The 13,528-nt window shown below is 52.7% G+C and carries 13 protein-coding genes, 1 tRNA gene and 1 pseudogene; 10 read left to right on the top strand and 5 right to left on the bottom strand.

From position 1 onward, the window contains the following. Nucleotides 1-6 precede the first annotated feature (6 nt). The 6 genes and pseudogenes from tagK to ACUU1M_RS15140 all read left to right on the top strand — a co-directional run bounded on the left by tagK (nt 7) and on the right by ACUU1M_RS15140 (nt 6,156). Nucleotides 7-921, top strand: a pseudogene (gene tagK, locus ACUU1M_RS15165) (type VI secretion system-associated protein TagK). Then, nucleotides 908-1,738, top strand: a complete 831-nt coding sequence (locus ACUU1M_RS15160; RefSeq protein ID WP_000183808.1) for a type VI secretion system accessory protein TagJ — start codon at nt 908-910, stop codon at nt 1,736-1,738. The pseudogene tagK and the gene ACUU1M_RS15160 overlap by 14 nt, the downstream one beginning before the upstream one ends. After that, nucleotides 1,735-2,229: a type VI secretion system baseplate subunit TssE gene (tssE, locus tag ACUU1M_RS15155; protein WP_001276640.1), complete on the top strand. Its 495-nt coding sequence runs from the start codon at nt 1,735-1,737 to the stop codon at nt 2,227-2,229. Before ACUU1M_RS15160 ends, tssE begins: the two co-directional genes overlap by 4 nt. A gap of 15 nt (nt 2,230-2,244) precedes the next feature. Then, nucleotides 2,245-4,107, top strand: coding sequence for a type VI secretion system baseplate subunit TssF (gene tssF / locus ACUU1M_RS15150; protein ID WP_000371483.1), 1,863 nt, complete (start codon nt 2,245-2,247; stop codon nt 4,105-4,107). Continuing rightward, nucleotides 4,104-5,099 carry a type VI secretion system baseplate subunit TssG gene (gene tssG, locus ACUU1M_RS15145; protein WP_000063808.1) on the top strand — a complete coding sequence of 332 codons (996 nt, stop codon included), beginning with the start codon at nt 4,104-4,106 and terminating at the stop codon, nt 5,097-5,099. The genes tssF and tssG overlap by 4 nt, the downstream gene beginning before the upstream one ends. Nucleotides 5,100-5,109: 10 nt before the next feature. After that, nucleotides 5,110-6,156: a type VI secretion system protein TssA gene (locus tag ACUU1M_RS15140; RefSeq protein WP_000402245.1), complete on the top strand. Its 1,047-nt coding sequence runs from the start codon at nt 5,110-5,112 to the stop codon at nt 6,154-6,156. 130 nt (nt 6,157-6,286) lie between these two features. Here ACUU1M_RS15140 and ACUU1M_RS15135 read toward each other — a convergent pair. Both ACUU1M_RS15135 and dnaQ read right to left on the bottom strand, forming a co-directional pair. Then, nucleotides 6,287-6,363, bottom strand: a tRNA-Asp gene (locus ACUU1M_RS15135). A gap of 132 nt (nt 6,364-6,495) precedes the next feature. Beyond that, nucleotides 6,496-7,227: a DNA polymerase III subunit epsilon gene (dnaQ, locus tag ACUU1M_RS15130; protein WP_001366128.1), complete on the bottom strand. Its 732-nt coding sequence runs from the start codon at nt 7,225-7,227 to the stop codon at nt 6,496-6,498. A 64-nt stretch (nt 7,228-7,291) separates the two neighbouring features. On the opposite strand from dnaQ, the gene rnhA reads away from it, so the two are divergent. After that, nucleotides 7,292-7,759, top strand: a complete 468-nt coding sequence (gene rnhA / locus ACUU1M_RS15125) for a ribonuclease HI (protein ID WP_000917883.1) — start codon at nt 7,292-7,294, stop codon at nt 7,757-7,759. Here the strand turns inward: rnhA and ACUU1M_RS15120 are convergent. Further along, complete coding sequence (locus tag ACUU1M_RS15120) at nt 7,756-8,478, bottom strand: class I SAM-dependent methyltransferase (RefSeq protein WP_005072734.1); 723 nt, start codon at nt 8,476-8,478, stop codon at nt 7,756-7,758. The two genes, rnhA and ACUU1M_RS15120, sit on opposite strands and share 4 nt — an antisense overlap. Nucleotides 8,479-8,511: 33 nt before the next feature. On the opposite strand from ACUU1M_RS15120, the gene gloB reads away from it, so the two are divergent. Further along, nucleotides 8,512-9,267 carry a hydroxyacylglutathione hydrolase gene (gene gloB / locus ACUU1M_RS15115; RefSeq protein ID WP_001052755.1) on the top strand — a complete coding sequence of 252 codons (756 nt, stop codon included), beginning with the start codon at nt 8,512-8,514 and terminating at the stop codon, nt 9,265-9,267. Nucleotides 9,268-9,338: 71 nt separating this feature from the next. Beyond that, nucleotides 9,339-10,697 (top strand): murein transglycosylase D, encoded by a 1,359-nt coding sequence (gene mltD / locus ACUU1M_RS15110; protein WP_152029002.1) that lies wholly within the window; start codon nt 9,339-9,341, stop codon nt 10,695-10,697. Nucleotides 10,698-10,744: 47 nt separating this feature from the next. On the opposite strand, the gene ACUU1M_RS15105 is transcribed toward mltD, so the two are convergent. Beyond that, nucleotides 10,745-11,515 carry a class I SAM-dependent methyltransferase gene (locus tag ACUU1M_RS15105; RefSeq protein ID WP_000211684.1) on the bottom strand — a complete coding sequence of 257 codons (771 nt, stop codon included), beginning with the start codon at nt 11,513-11,515 and terminating at the stop codon, nt 10,745-10,747. A 77-nt stretch (nt 11,516-11,592) separates the two neighbouring features. After that, complete coding sequence (locus ACUU1M_RS15100) at nt 11,593-12,393, bottom strand: endonuclease/exonuclease/phosphatase family protein (RefSeq protein WP_001230983.1); 801 nt, start codon at nt 12,391-12,393, stop codon at nt 11,593-11,595. 240 nt (nt 12,394-12,633) lie between these two features. On the opposite strand from ACUU1M_RS15100, the gene yafC reads away from it, so the two are divergent. Then, nucleotides 12,634-13,528 (top strand): DNA-binding transcriptional regulator YafC (yafC, locus tag ACUU1M_RS15095; RefSeq protein ID WP_449144686.1); only part of this gene is annotated, 895 nt, incomplete at its 3' end.

Genomic DNA, 13,528 nt, shown 5'->3' with positions numbered 1-13,528 from the left:
TACACAATGAAACCAAATATTACGTGGGGACTCCAAAAAATACAGGCGCACGGGATCGCCGATAACACAATTTACGCGACTGAAGGAACACAAATTATCTTCACCGTTACCTCTCCCTGGATTCCTGTTTTTAAGGTGAATGATGATGTAAAGATTGCCCTCACTCTGACCCGCCACGAAGAAGCATGGTGGATTATCAATCAGTCTACCGAATATTGCTGTACGGTAAACGACCAGATTGTGGAACCTCATCACCGTATGCGTCTGAATGAAGGCGACCTGATAGAATGGGGGTTATCTTCATAGTGCCTTGTACATGGCAATCCATCATCTCCGGACCTGAGCACAGTAAAAACGATATCGCAGACTGCCATCACGTCGGAAGCAATAACCGAATATCTGGATCTGGATTGGTTCAGGCAGCAGCATCTGACATCACAAAATCCATTCGATATCATTCCTGTTCATGGAGCCTCCTCCACCGGAGAAGGTGCGGAAAAAGGAAATGCCCTGACCCGACTTTATCAGGAATACCGCGAGGCGTTGTTATATCCCGAACAAGATCTTAATCGCCATGCTGATCCTTTTCCTTTTAACGAAGAGCCCTCCTCGCAGGATCTGGATTCATTGCGTGACCTGGTCACCGAAGCCGAGACATTGCAGGATATGGTCACTGGTGGGTTAAGCATTGACGCTATTCTCAATGTACTGGATGCCACTGGCGAAGATGAAACTATCTGGCCTGTCGAAAAGACTCCCCCTGATATCCTGCATTTACTTTCCCCGGAATACGCCCCGGAAACAGCGCATAACACCGTACTGCCAGATCTGACACGGAAAGAGCATCGCATCATTGGCATTGACAGCCATTACCGGATAAACCCGGCACAACACGGAGAGATATATCATGACAAACAATAACGAGCTACCGATTACCTTGTCGGCGCTGCTGCGGGATTATTCCGTGGTGGAGGGCATTCAGATGGCAGAGCAACAGGTCAGGATGCACCCAGCGCAGGCCTCCCGCCGCCACAGCCTGTTTCAGTTATTGTGCGTGGCAGGCGACTGGTCGCGGGCACTGCAACAGATCCAGCTATGCGCCCGGATGGACGCAAATTATACTCGCGAAGCGCAGGTATTTGGCGAGCTGATCCGCTGTGAGATATACCGCCACGCCTGCTTTCAGGGCGAACAGCGACCCGGTGTTATTCTCCCGCCGCCCGCCTGGATGGAGGATCTGCTGACCGCCCTCGCCTGTAACGCCCGTGGTGAAGCGCAGGAAGCTGATGCTCACCGCAGCCGCGCGCTTGAGGCCATAACAGACACTTCCGGGCAGTGGAATGGCGGCGCATTTGACTGGATTAGCGACAGCGACTCCCGTACCGGTCCGGTACTCGAACTGATCGCGGGCGGAGCATATATCTGGCTGCCGTTTTCACAAATCTGTTCGCTGAAATCGCCGCGGCCTGCGCATCTGATCGATTTGATCTGGAAACCCGTCAACGTCACCCTGAACAATGGCGATACACACAGTGCCTGGCTGTTTCCCCGCTACAGCGGCTCTGAAAAGGCTGCCGACTCCCTGCGTCTGTGCCGGGAAACGGTCTGGCAGGACGGTCCGGGAGAGACACTGGTACAGGCGCTGGGTCAGAGGGTGTGGCTCACCGGTCACGGCGATATCAGCCTGCTGGATTTGTCCACCTGTACCTTTAACACCGCTGAAGGAAGCGACGCGTGAGCGCTTCCCGCCAGCGTCCAGGCAATCACCTGCTGCCCACGCTGTTTGACCGCCTGTGTGACGACGCCCCAAACCAGAAACGCGACCACGGTATCAGCGTCAGCCCGGTTCAGATTAAGGAGATCATCCGCCGGGATTTGTCATTTCTGCTCAACACCGTCAGCCATGAAGATGATATTGATGCTGCACGTTATCCGTACGCGGCAGCGTCCGTACTTAACTACGGCCTGCCGCCACTGGCGGGCAGCTTTCTGTATGAGCACAAGTGGGACGATATCCGCAGGGCCATTTTGCGAACCATCACCCGGTTTGAACCCCGGCTGAAAGCGTCCACCCTGCAAATCATCCCACTTCAGGATGAGCGCCGCCAGAGTGGCCATAACACATTACAGTTTGAAATTCGCGGCGAGATCCTCACGCAGCCGTATCCGACTGCATTCCGGGTACGTAGCGCGCTGGATATGGAGCAGAGTCGCATTACGTTTTTTTAATTCAGAGAGAGACCGATGGATCCACGGCTACTGGAATACTACAACCGCGAACTGAGCTATCTGCGGGAAACGGGAGCCGAATTTGCCGCCCGGCTGGGCATGCAGGGAACGGATATTGCCGATCCGTATGTAGAGCGAATGGTCGAGGCCTTCAGCTTCCTGACCGCCCGCACGCAGCTAAAAATTGACGCTGAATTCCCCCGTTTCACCCAGCGCCTGCTGGAAGTGGTCAGCCCCAATTACGTCACACCCACGCCCTCAATGAGCGTGGCGCAGTTGCATCCCGATACGGAAGAAGGCGATCTGGCGAAAGGATTTACCGTCCCGCGCGACACAGCCTTTTTCTCCGCCATTCCGGAAGGCGAAAGCACTGCCTGCCAGTTTCGCAGCAGCCAAGATGTAACGCTGTGCCCGCTCGCCATCGAAGAGGCGCGACTGACCGCCGCGCCACCGGATATGCCTGCCCTGCACCGCTACCTGCCGGCCAACATTCACGTCGCCGGGGCGCTGCGTATTACCCTGCGCACCTTTGGTGAACTAACGTTCAGTCAGCTTGCCGGACTGGACAGGCTGCCGTTTTATCTCTGCGGCGAGGAGCGTACGGCCTCACACCTGTTAGAACTTCTACATACCAGCGCCATCGCGACCCTGGCTGGCATTCCGGGGCATTTTGACGGCGCGCTGGATGTGAATCTGCAACAGCCCGTTATGTACGAAGGCCTGGAGCCGGATCAGGGGCTGCTGCCGCTGGCGTGGAACGTGTTTCACGGTCATAACCTGCTGCATGAATATTTTGCCTGTCCGGAACGCTTCTATTTTTTCACCCCGACAGGCCTGTCTGCCGGATTACAGAAAATTGACGGTGGCGTGGCGGAGATTGTTATCCTGCTGAACCGCCTGCCGCCGGACTGGCTGATCCACCAGACAAATGCGGCACAGTTCAGCCTGTTCTGTACCCCGGTTATCAACCTGTTTCCCCGCGTCACCGCCCGGATCGATGTCACGCACAGCACGACGGAACAGCATCTGGTGGTGGACAGAACCCATCCGCTGGATTATGAGGTGTTCTCGGTCCAGGAAGTGGAAGGGCTGGAAACCGACACCACACGGAAGATGGCCTTTCGCCCGCTCTACCACACCCGCAATAATGATGAAGGCAATCACGGACGTTATTTTTCCCTGCGCCGGGAGCCCCGCCGCTTATCAGAAAACGCCCGCCGTTACGGCACCCGTACCCCCTATACGGGCTCGGAAGTGTTCCTGTCGCTGGTTGACCAGTATGAAGCGCCGTACCCGGAAAATCTGCGCCACATCACCATCACGGCCATGGTCACTAACCGCGATCTGCCCTGTCTTATTGCCCGCAATGGCCGGGACGATCTAACCGTGGATGCAGCCATCCCGGTGGCGGGCGTAGGGCTTATCCGCCCGCCACGCTCGCCGCAGCCCCCGCTGGCTGAACGTGAGATGGCATGGCGGTTGATCCGCCAGTTATCTTTTAATTATCTGCCGCTGGCCGATCTGGATCACCGTACCGGCGGCCAGGCGTTGCGAGATCTGCTGAACCTGTTTATTCCTGCTCATGACAGTCCGCAATCGCGCCAGGTGCGCAGCCTGATTGGTTGTAAAACGACCCCGGTCACCCGCCGTCTGCCCGGTTCCGGACTACTGGTCTATGGGCGCGGCGTCAGTTGTGAACTGACGGTGGATGAAGAAGGTTTTTCCGGCATCAGTCCGTATCTGTTCGGCCTGGTGCTGGAACGCTATATCGCCCGCCATGTTTCCATTAATACCTTCTCGCAGATGACGCTGCACAGCATGCAGCGCGGCAAAATTATGACCTGGCCTGTCAGGGCGGGACAGCGGGGAAGCGTATGAGCAACGATTTCACTCAGGCGCAGGCCCCCCCCTGGCGTTACGGTTTTCTGAACCTGATGCGCCGCGTGGATGTGCAGTTGTGTACCGTTCCGGCGGGCAACACCTGGCAACCACGGATGGAAAAATTTCGCCTCGGACAAACGCCCGCGCTGACCTTTGCACCACGAGAAATCGCCAGTGTGGGCTGGCAGGAAGGGCGCCTGCACATCAGTCTGTACAGCCTCGGGCTGTGGGGGCCGAACGGTCCACTGCCGCTGCACTACACCGAACTGGCGCGTAACCGGACTGAAAGCCGACGCGATCCGACGCTGACCCGTTTTTCTGATCTTTTTCATCACCGCTGGCTGACGCAGTTTTACCAGGCATGGCGCAGCGCCCAGTCCGCTGGGGGCGGTCTGGATAAACCGCAACATGACCGCTTTGCCTTTTATGTCGCCAGCCTCAGCGGGCAGGATTTGCGGGAGAGCGCTGACAGCCCGTTGCCAGATCACGCTCGTCTGGCGGCATCGGCCCATCTGGTGCGTGAGTCCCGCAATCCGGACGGTCTGGCCACCACGCTGGCGCACTATTTCGGTGTACCTTTCCGGATACAGGAGTATGTCCTGCACTGGATAGCCGTGGCGGACGATGAGATCACCCGGCTGGGGATGCCTGCCCCCTCTTCCGTTATTGGCAATGGTGCACTCATCGGCCAGGCCGTGCCGGACATGCAGTATAAGTTCCGGCTGGTTATCGGCCCGCTGACGCTGGAGGATTACCGACGTTTTCTGCCTGGCAGCAATAACCTGCCCGTCCTGACAGAACTGGTCCGCGCCTTTAGTGGTTATGAATACTGCTGGGAAATTGAGCTACAGCTAAAGCCCCACGCCGCCCCTCCGGCTGTTACCGGTGGTCCGTACCAACTGGGTTGGACTGCATGGGCGGGTAAAGCCATGCACGACAACCCGGTGACGGGCATGATTTTCGAACCAGAACACTACCTGGCGCACTGAGGATAATTAAATGGAAATATTCCTGTCTGACCCAATTTCGGCGGAATGCCCCTGCGGCCCGGATCTGGAGTACGATCCGGAATACCTGCTGCTGTTCACCCGCGCCGCACCGCGTGAAGAAGCGCAATATGGCGATTTTGTCAGTACGCCGGAAAACATTAACTGGGCGGAGCTTGAGCGGGACGCCCATCGTCTGCTGATGCGCAGCAAAGATATCCGCATTCTGGTTGTCCTGCTGCGCTGCCGTATCCAGCAGGCCGGTGCCAGGGGACTGTCGGAGGCGCTCACGCTGCTGGAAACGTTGTGCTCCACGTACCCGGACGCCATCCATCCTCAACTGCTCGCGACTGAAGATATCACCGCCGAAGATGCTGCGGTGGCACGCAGTAACGCGCTGGCGGCGTTGCTGGACCACGAAGGTGTAATGGCGGATATTCGTGGCATTACACTGTCAAATAATGCTGCCATGCGCCTTCAGGTGCGGGATGTGGAGCGTTCGCTATCTGCATTACGCCCGGCGGATGCGCTGGCACCAGAACCGGTACGCCAGCAACTGGCAGACCTGGAAGCGCGCGGCACACTGCCGCTGGATGCCTTTCGCCAGGCAGCAGAGACCACTGAGCGGCTGCAACGCCATGCGCGTGAAACGCTGAATGACCAGGCACCGGACTTCTCCCGTCTGACGCAACTGCTGGCCCTGTTACCGGGAGCAGTGCAGAGCACCACGCCGGAGATCCTGCCACAACCACAGGCTGAGCAGCCGGAAAACGCCACCATCGTTCATACTGAACAGATGCAGGCAGAGCAGATTGCGCTACCGGTGCATATCGCGGAGGAAATATCACCGATGACCGGCGCAGAACCCCGGCAGATCCGCGACCGAAACGACGCGCTGGAACGCCTGCGTGTCATCCGTCGCTGGTTTGAGCACAGCGAACCGAGCAGCCCGACCATTCCTTTGCTGCGCCAGGCAGAACGCCTGGTCGGAAAACGCGTCTCGGAGGTAATAAATGAAATTCCAGTAGAACTGCTGGAGAAATGGGATGCGCTGGAGTAACAGAAGTGGCCAGAATTTATAATGTCTGGCCATTTTTTAAATCATATCCGTTTTACTTCGGAGTGAAAAATTCTCACTTCACCAAAACGACGAAAGCCCGAATCATTACTGATTTGGGCTTTCTGAATATTGGCGGAACGGACGGGACTCGAACCCGCGACCCCCTGCGTGACAGGCAGGTATTCTAACCGACTGAACTACCGCTCCGCGTTGTGTTCCGTTGGGAACGAGGCGAATATTACGGATTGCCTCGACCTTCGTCAACGATTTTTCTCATCTTTTGAATCGTTTGCTGCAAAAATCGCCCAAGTCGCTATTTTTAGCGCCTTTTACATGTATTTATGCCCGCCAGAGGCAGCTTCCGCCTTTCTTCTGCACCAGATCGAGACGGGCTTCATGTGCTGCCAGCTCTTCATCTGTCGCAAAAACAACGCGTAACTTACTTGCCTGACGTACAATGCGCTGAATTGTTGCTTCACCTTGTTGCTGCTGTGTCTCTCCTTCCATCGCAAAAGCCATCGACGTTTGACCACCGGTCATCGCCAGATAAACTTCCGCAAGGATCTGGGCATCGAGTAATGCCCCGTGCAGCGTTCGTTTACTGTTATCTATTTCGTAGCGGGCACATAGCGCATCGAGGCTGTTGCGTTTACCGGGAAACATTTTCCTCGCCACCGCAAGGCTATCGGTGACCTTACAGAAGGTATTGGTCTTCGGAATATCGCGCTTAAGCAACGAAAACTCGTAGTCCATAAAGCCTATATCGAACGCTGCGTTATGGATCACCAACTCCGCGCCGCGGATATAGTCCATAAACTCATCGGCTACTTCGGCAAACGTGGGCTTATCGAGCAAAAATTCATCAGCAATACCATGTACGCCAAAGGCTTCCGGATCCACCAGCCGATCGGGTTTGAGATAAACATGGAAGTTATTGCCCGTCAGGCGACGGTTCACTACTTCAACAGCACCAATCTCAATGATCTTGTGGCCTTCATAGTGTGCACCAATCTGGTTCATACCGGTGGTTTCGGTATCGAGAACGATCTGGCGTGTAATTGCAGTGCTCATAGCGGTCATTTATGTCAGACTTGTCGTTTTACAGTTCGATTCAATTACAGGAAGTCTACCAGAGATGCTTAAACAGGTAGAAATTTTCACCGATGGTTCGTGTCTGGGTAATCCTGGACCTGGGGGTTACGGCGCTATTTTACGCTATCGCGGACGCGAGAAAACCTTTAGCGCAGGCTACACCCGCACCACCAACAACCGTATGGAGTTGATGGCCGCTATTGTCGCGCTGGAGGCGTTAAAAGAACATTGCGAAGTCATTTTGAGTACCGACAGCCAGTATGTCCGCCAGGGTATCACCCAGTGGATCCATAACTGGAAAAAACGTGGCTGGAAAACAGCAGACAAAAAACCAGTAAAAAATGTCGATCTCTGGCAACGTCTTGATGCTGCATTGGGGCAGCATCAAATCAAATGGGAATGGGTTAAAGGCCATGCCGGACACCCGGAAAACGAACGCTGTGATGAACTGGCTCGTGCCGCGGCGATGAATCCCACACTGGAAGATACGGGCTACCAAGTCGAAGTTTAAGCCTGTGGTTTACGACATTGCCGGGTGGCTCCAACCGCCTGGCGAATTCGTGGCTTGCTTTTACTCTGTTTCATCGGATTTAGCGTTAAAGGAATAGTCCGTTTCCGGGCAACAATAAGTTGTAAGCAACCAAGCGCAGGAATATGCGCATTCAATAGTTTTCCTCCGTGTTTGTTCCACGGGAGAACGTGGAAACGGCTGGCGTGCAGCACTTCAAAATTCAACAAAGAGAGCCAGTCCAGTTGCCGCATCAGAGTAAACATCCGGCTATTATAGGGCGAGGTTTTGCGCAATACCGGCACAAGTTTGCGTAATCCCATTAAACTGATGGGGTTGAAGCCACTAATCACCAGCCAGCCATCATCAATCAGTACCCGATCGGCTTCACGTAATAAACGATGCGGATCGGTGCACCACGGCAAGGTATGTGCCAGTAGACAAATATCAACGGATTTATCGGCAAAAGGAAGATGAAGTGGATCCGCCTGCACCTGGACGGGCATTCCTTGCGCAGAAACATTCACTTGATGAGAAACCGCGCACGCTTCGCAATTGATTTCTGCGCTTAAATTGCCAATCTTAAGCAGATGAAAACCATACATTTTAGTGAACCACGGGTTGAGCTGGCGCTCCAGCGCCTTGCGATAAAGCTCTCCCCAGGGCAAATCGCCCCAGCAATCAGGAGCCACGACAGTTTGAGGGACTCTTGCCGGTTTCATCACAACCTTCCGTTTTACACTGAGAGGTAATCTATGAATCTTAACAGTATTCCCGCCTTTGATGACAATTACATCTGGGTTTTGAATGATGAGGCAGGTCGCTGCCTGATTGTCGATCCCGGAGACGCAGAGCCAGTATTAAACGCCATTACCGCCAATAACTGGCAACCGGAGGCCATATTTCTAACCCACCATCACCACGATCACGTTGGCGGCGTAAAAGAACTGGTGGAAAAGTTTCCGCAAATTGTGGTGTATGGTCCACAAGAGACACAAGATAAGGGAACAACACAGGTAGTCAAAGATGGCGAAACTGCCTTCGTTTTAGGGCATGAATTTAGTGTAATTACCACACCGGGTCACACTTTAGGACATATCTGTTACTTCAGTAAACCTTATCTATTTTGCGGCGACACGCTGTTTTCTGGTGGGTGTGGTCGGTTGTTTGAAGGGACAGCTTTACAAATGTATCAATCACTTAAAAAGCTAAGTGCGTTACCTGACGATACATTGGTATGTTGTGCTCATGAATATACGTTATCAAATATGAAGTTTGCTTTGAGTATTTTTCCGCACGATTTGTCCATAAATGATTATTATCGTAAAGTTAAGGAGTTACGGGCAAAAAATCAAATAACACTACCCGTAATTCTGAAAAATGAGCGGCAAATTAATGTTTTTTTAAGAACGGAAGATATTGATTTAATTAATGTAATTAATGAAGAAACATTATTGCAACAACCTGAAGAGCGTTTTGCATGGTTAAGGTCAAAGAAAGATAGGTTCTGATAAAACTTTCTTGTCATCGGCTCCGTTCGCCGTTATGATCGGTCGTCTTTTAAGCAACTATTGACACACACATGAAGGCAAAAGCGATATTACTCGCCTCTGTCCTGCTCGTGGGTTGCCAGAGTACCGGCAACGTTCAACAGCACGCACAGAGCCTTTCTGCAGCTGGTCAAGGGGAAGCAGCAAAGTTTACAAGTCAAGCACGATGGATGGACGATGGGACGTCTATCGCGCCAGATGGTGACTTGTGGGCTTTCATTGGCGACGAGCTAAAGATGGGAATTCCGGAAAATGACCGGATTCGCGAACAGAAACAGAAATATTTACGCAATAAGAGCTATCTCCACGATGTAACTTTACGGGCAGAGCCGTATATGTACTGGATAGCAGGGCAAGTTAAAAAACGTAACATGCCTATGGAACTGGTACTACTACCCATAGTGGAGAGCGCTTTTGATCCTCACGCAACGTCTGGCGCCAATGCCGCAGGCATCTGGCAGATCATTCCGAGCACGGGGCGCAATTATGGTTTGAAACAGACCCGCAATTATGACGCGCGTCGCGATGTTGTTGCTTCAACAACTGCCGCGCTGAATATGATGCAGCGTCTGAACAAAATGTTTGACGGCGACTGGCTTCTGACCGTAGCGGCTTATAACAGCGGCGAAGGTCGGGTCATGAAGGCAATTAAAACGAACAAAGCGCGTGGGAAATCCACGGACTTCTGGTCGTTACCGTTGCCGCAGGAAACGAAGCAGTACGTGCCTAAAATGCTGGCATTGAGTGACATTCTCAAAAACAGCAAGCGTTATGGCGTACGTCTGCCAACGACCGATGAAAGCCGTGCTCTGGCGCGTGTGCACCTGAGTAGCCCGGTTGAAATGGCGAAGGTTGCAGATATGGCGGGGATTTCCGTCAGCAAGCTGAAGACATTCAACGCTGGCGTGAAAGGCTCCACGCTGGGCGCAAGTGGGCCGCAGTACGTGATGGTGCCAAAGAAGCATGCAGATCAACTGCGTGAATCTCTCGCTTCAGGCGAAATTGCTGCTGTACAGTCGACGCTGGTTGCCGACAATACGCCGCTTAACAGCCGTGTTTACACCGTACGCTCTGGCGACACGCTTTCAAGCATCGCTTCACGTCTCGGCGTAAGCACCAAAGATTTGCAGCAGTGGAACAAACTGCGCGGATCTAAGCTGAAGCCAGGCCAAAGTTTGACGATTGGTGCAGGCAGTAGCGCACAGCGACTGGCAAACAACAGCGATAGCATTACGTATCGTGTACGCAAAGGCGATTCGCTTTCAAGCATTGCTAAACGCTACGGCGTGAACATCAAAGATGTGATGCGCTGGAACAGCGACACTGCGAATCTGCAACCAGGCGACAAGCTGACGTTGTTTGTGAAAAACAACAACATGCCAGATTCCTGACAAACCAGATAATAAAAAGGTACCGATTCCCCCGGTGCCTTTTTTATTTATGCCGCTTTATGTGCTTCTACCATGATGATATCACTGGTGAAAGAGCCGTCATTCTGCAAGGCAAAATACGTTCTCACCTCTGTCGATGCGCTCTGTTGGTAAATGCGAATAGCGTCTACTAACGCTTCTGGCGTACGCATTCTCGCGACCCATGAACAAAATTCCAGCGGTAACTTATCTGTAATTAAATTATCAACTATCAGATTGGCTTCATTGATTAACCTCAACCACTCACCGCTGGCGTAGTTTCGTACGTGAGAGGTATCGCGTAATGCTTCTACCGTCTGTAACCAGATGTCGCGCACTGGATGACCCGGAGACATTACGTCCATCACAATCATCCTACCGCCAGGTTTCAATATCCGGTTCACTTCACGCAGTGCTGCACCAACATCATGCCAGTGATGGGCAGAATAACGGCTGATAACAATATCAAATGCGTTATCGGCAAATGGCAGACTTTCGGCATATCCCTGGCGGGTGGTGATATTTTTCAGTTGCCGGGCTTCGGCAGCTTGTGCCACGACATCCAGCATTTGGGCAGATAAGTCATACGCCACCACCGCGCTCACGTTTTGCGCAGCAACAAAGCTGGCATGCCCTGCTCCGCAGCCCATATCAAGTACACTTGCACCAGGATAATCAGCCAGACGCACCGCCAGGCGCTGTAAATCTCGTCCGGATGCATGTACGGTACTGGTCAGATATTCGCAGGCTTGAGAGCTAAACTGCTTTTCTACGTGGTCATGGTGGGATTGTGTTGTCATTGCGCTGTCCTTTTGTTGTTTGAGTATAAAAGGACAGCGCCAAACGTTGGTCTGCCCTGTGGCAGACCTGACATACCTTATTTATCAGGCTTGCCGGGACTGAATTCAACGAGTAGCGGATTGTGATCGGAAGCGCGCGTAACCAATACAGAAGCTTCGCTGACGTTCAGACCACGGTAGAAAACAAAATCGAGCGGGCGGCCAAACGCCCGACGGCGCTGATCATCGGTAAAACGCACCTGGCGCAGCGACATTTCCCGCGCAAAGCGATATAACGCGTTCATCCTTCTACGGCTCCAGGCATTGAAATCTCCCGCCATAATGACCGGGCCGCTGTGGTGAGCTATCTGATCACCAATAGGAAGTAACTGCTTACTATAGACATCCACGCCCAGACTGAAGTTGACGGCGTGTATATTAACCACCATCAACAGGCGGGTGTCAGGTAATGGATAGACCGTCACCAGTGCCGACTTCGCCAGACGCAAAATGGGTTCTCGTTCACGTAACGGGCAGCAATACACTGGATGCGCCGCCGAAAGGGTCATTACACCGGAAGGATGTTGTGGCAGCACGAAAGCGGGCACCTGATCGGCGGCAAGATAGTTAGCGGTCGCAAACTGTACTAACTCTGGCGTTGTCTGCGCTTCCTGCAATAACACCAGATGTGCATCTTTGCCGTAGTTCTTTAATACCGACAACCATTCAGCGCGTTGCTGTTTGTATATGTTCCACACCAGGATCCGAATACGCTCTTCGGTACTTAACGGTTCTCCAGGTGGTAATGCCTGGCCGATGCTCGCAAAAGACCCCGGCGGTAAGATCCTTTCCGCAGGTTGTCCGGCAACATAGCGCATGGCATAGGTGTTTTTTCGCACTTTTGACTTTGAAACCTCTATTACGTCAACCCTTCCGCACTCGGGAGGGTTCTACTGTTATAGGGATTTTAGCTCACTCTTTCAACGAGCAATTGTATATTGTTATGTAAGCAAGTGCTTACACCGGTCAGAAATTTGCTCATTATTGAGAACATTAAATCGGATGACATATCACGCATCCTGATGGTTTAATGACAAATAAATTCAAAATATCTCATCTATTTTGCAACAGGAGCAAAAATGAAAGCCACGTCGGAAGAACTCGCCATTTTTGTTTCGGTCGTCGAAAGCGGCAGCTTTAGCCGGGCAGCGGAACAATTAGGGCAAGCAAACTCAGCGGTAAGCCGGGCGGTGAAAAAGCTGGAAATGAAACTTGGCGTTAGCCTGCTTAATCGGACCACGCGGCAACTTAGCCTGACGGAAGAAGGCGAGCGTTATTTTCGTCGCGTACAGTCAATTTTGCAGGAGATGGCAGCGGCAGAATCAGAAATTATGGAGACGCGTAATACACCGCGTGGACTGTTGCGGATCGATGCCGCAACTCCAGTGGTGCTGCACTTTCTGATGCCGTTAATTAAGCCTTTCCGTGAACGCTATCCGGAAGTCACTTTATCGCTAGTCTCCTCCGAAACGATTATTAATTTGATCGAAAGAAAAGTGGATGTCACGATACGCGCTGGTACGTTAACGGACTCCAGCTTACGTGCCAGGCCGTTATTTAACAGTTATCGAAAAATTATCGCCTCCCCCGATTATATTTCCCGCTACGGGAAGCCAGAAACGATCGACGATTTAAAGCAACATGTTTGCCTGGGATTCACTGAACCCGCTTCCCTCAATACCTGGCCGATAGCCTGTAGTGATGGACAATTACATGAGGTGAAGTACGGTTTGTCATCCAATAGTGGGGAAACACTGAAACAGCTTTGCCTGAGTGGCAACGGGATTGCGTGTTTGTCCGACTACATGATCGACAAAGAAATCGCTCGCGGAGAATTGGTGGAGTTAATGGCAGATAAAGTGTTGCCAGTGGAAATGCCATTCAGTGCCGTCTATTACAGCGACCGTGCGGTAAGTACGCGCATCCGGGCTTTTATCGATTTCCTTAGCGAGCATGTAAAAACAGCTCCCGGAG

The organism is Shigella sp. SIG6 (assembly GCF_053555815.1).
Note: the sequence above shows the minus strand (reverse complement) of the source record. Positions and strands in the feature narration are given on the sequence as shown.

What these genes read in the sequence shown, in the direction of transcription:
- ACUU1M_RS15160 (WP_000183808.1), top strand. Translation starts at nt 908, where the DNA reads ATGACAAACAATAACGAGCTACCGATTACCTTGTCGGCGCTGCTGCGG.
- tssF (WP_000371483.1), top strand. Translation starts at nt 2,245, where the DNA reads ATGGATCCACGGCTACTGGAATACTACAACCGCGAACTGAGCTATCTG.
- tssG (WP_000063808.1), top strand. Translation starts at nt 4,104, where the DNA reads ATGAGCAACGATTTCACTCAGGCGCAGGCCCCCCCCTGGCGTTACGGT.
- ACUU1M_RS15140 (WP_000402245.1), top strand. Translation starts at nt 5,110, where the DNA reads ATGGAAATATTCCTGTCTGACCCAATTTCGGCGGAATGCCCCTGCGGC.
- dnaQ (WP_001366128.1), bottom strand. Translation starts at nt 7,227, where the DNA reads ATGAGCACTGCAATTACACGCCAGATCGTTCTCGATACCGAAACCACC.
- rnhA (WP_000917883.1), top strand. Translation starts at nt 7,292, where the DNA reads ATGCTTAAACAGGTAGAAATTTTCACCGATGGTTCGTGTCTGGGTAAT.
- ACUU1M_RS15120 (WP_005072734.1), bottom strand. Translation starts at nt 8,478, where the DNA reads ATGAAACCGGCAAGAGTCCCTCAAACTGTCGTGGCTCCTGATTGCTGG.
- gloB (WP_001052755.1), top strand. Translation starts at nt 8,512, where the DNA reads ATGAATCTTAACAGTATTCCCGCCTTTGATGACAATTACATCTGGGTT.
- mltD (WP_152029002.1), top strand. Translation starts at nt 9,339, where the DNA reads ATGAAGGCAAAAGCGATATTACTCGCCTCTGTCCTGCTCGTGGGTTGC.
- ACUU1M_RS15105 (WP_000211684.1), bottom strand. Translation starts at nt 11,515, where the DNA reads ATGACAACACAATCCCACCATGACCACGTAGAAAAGCAGTTTAGCTCT.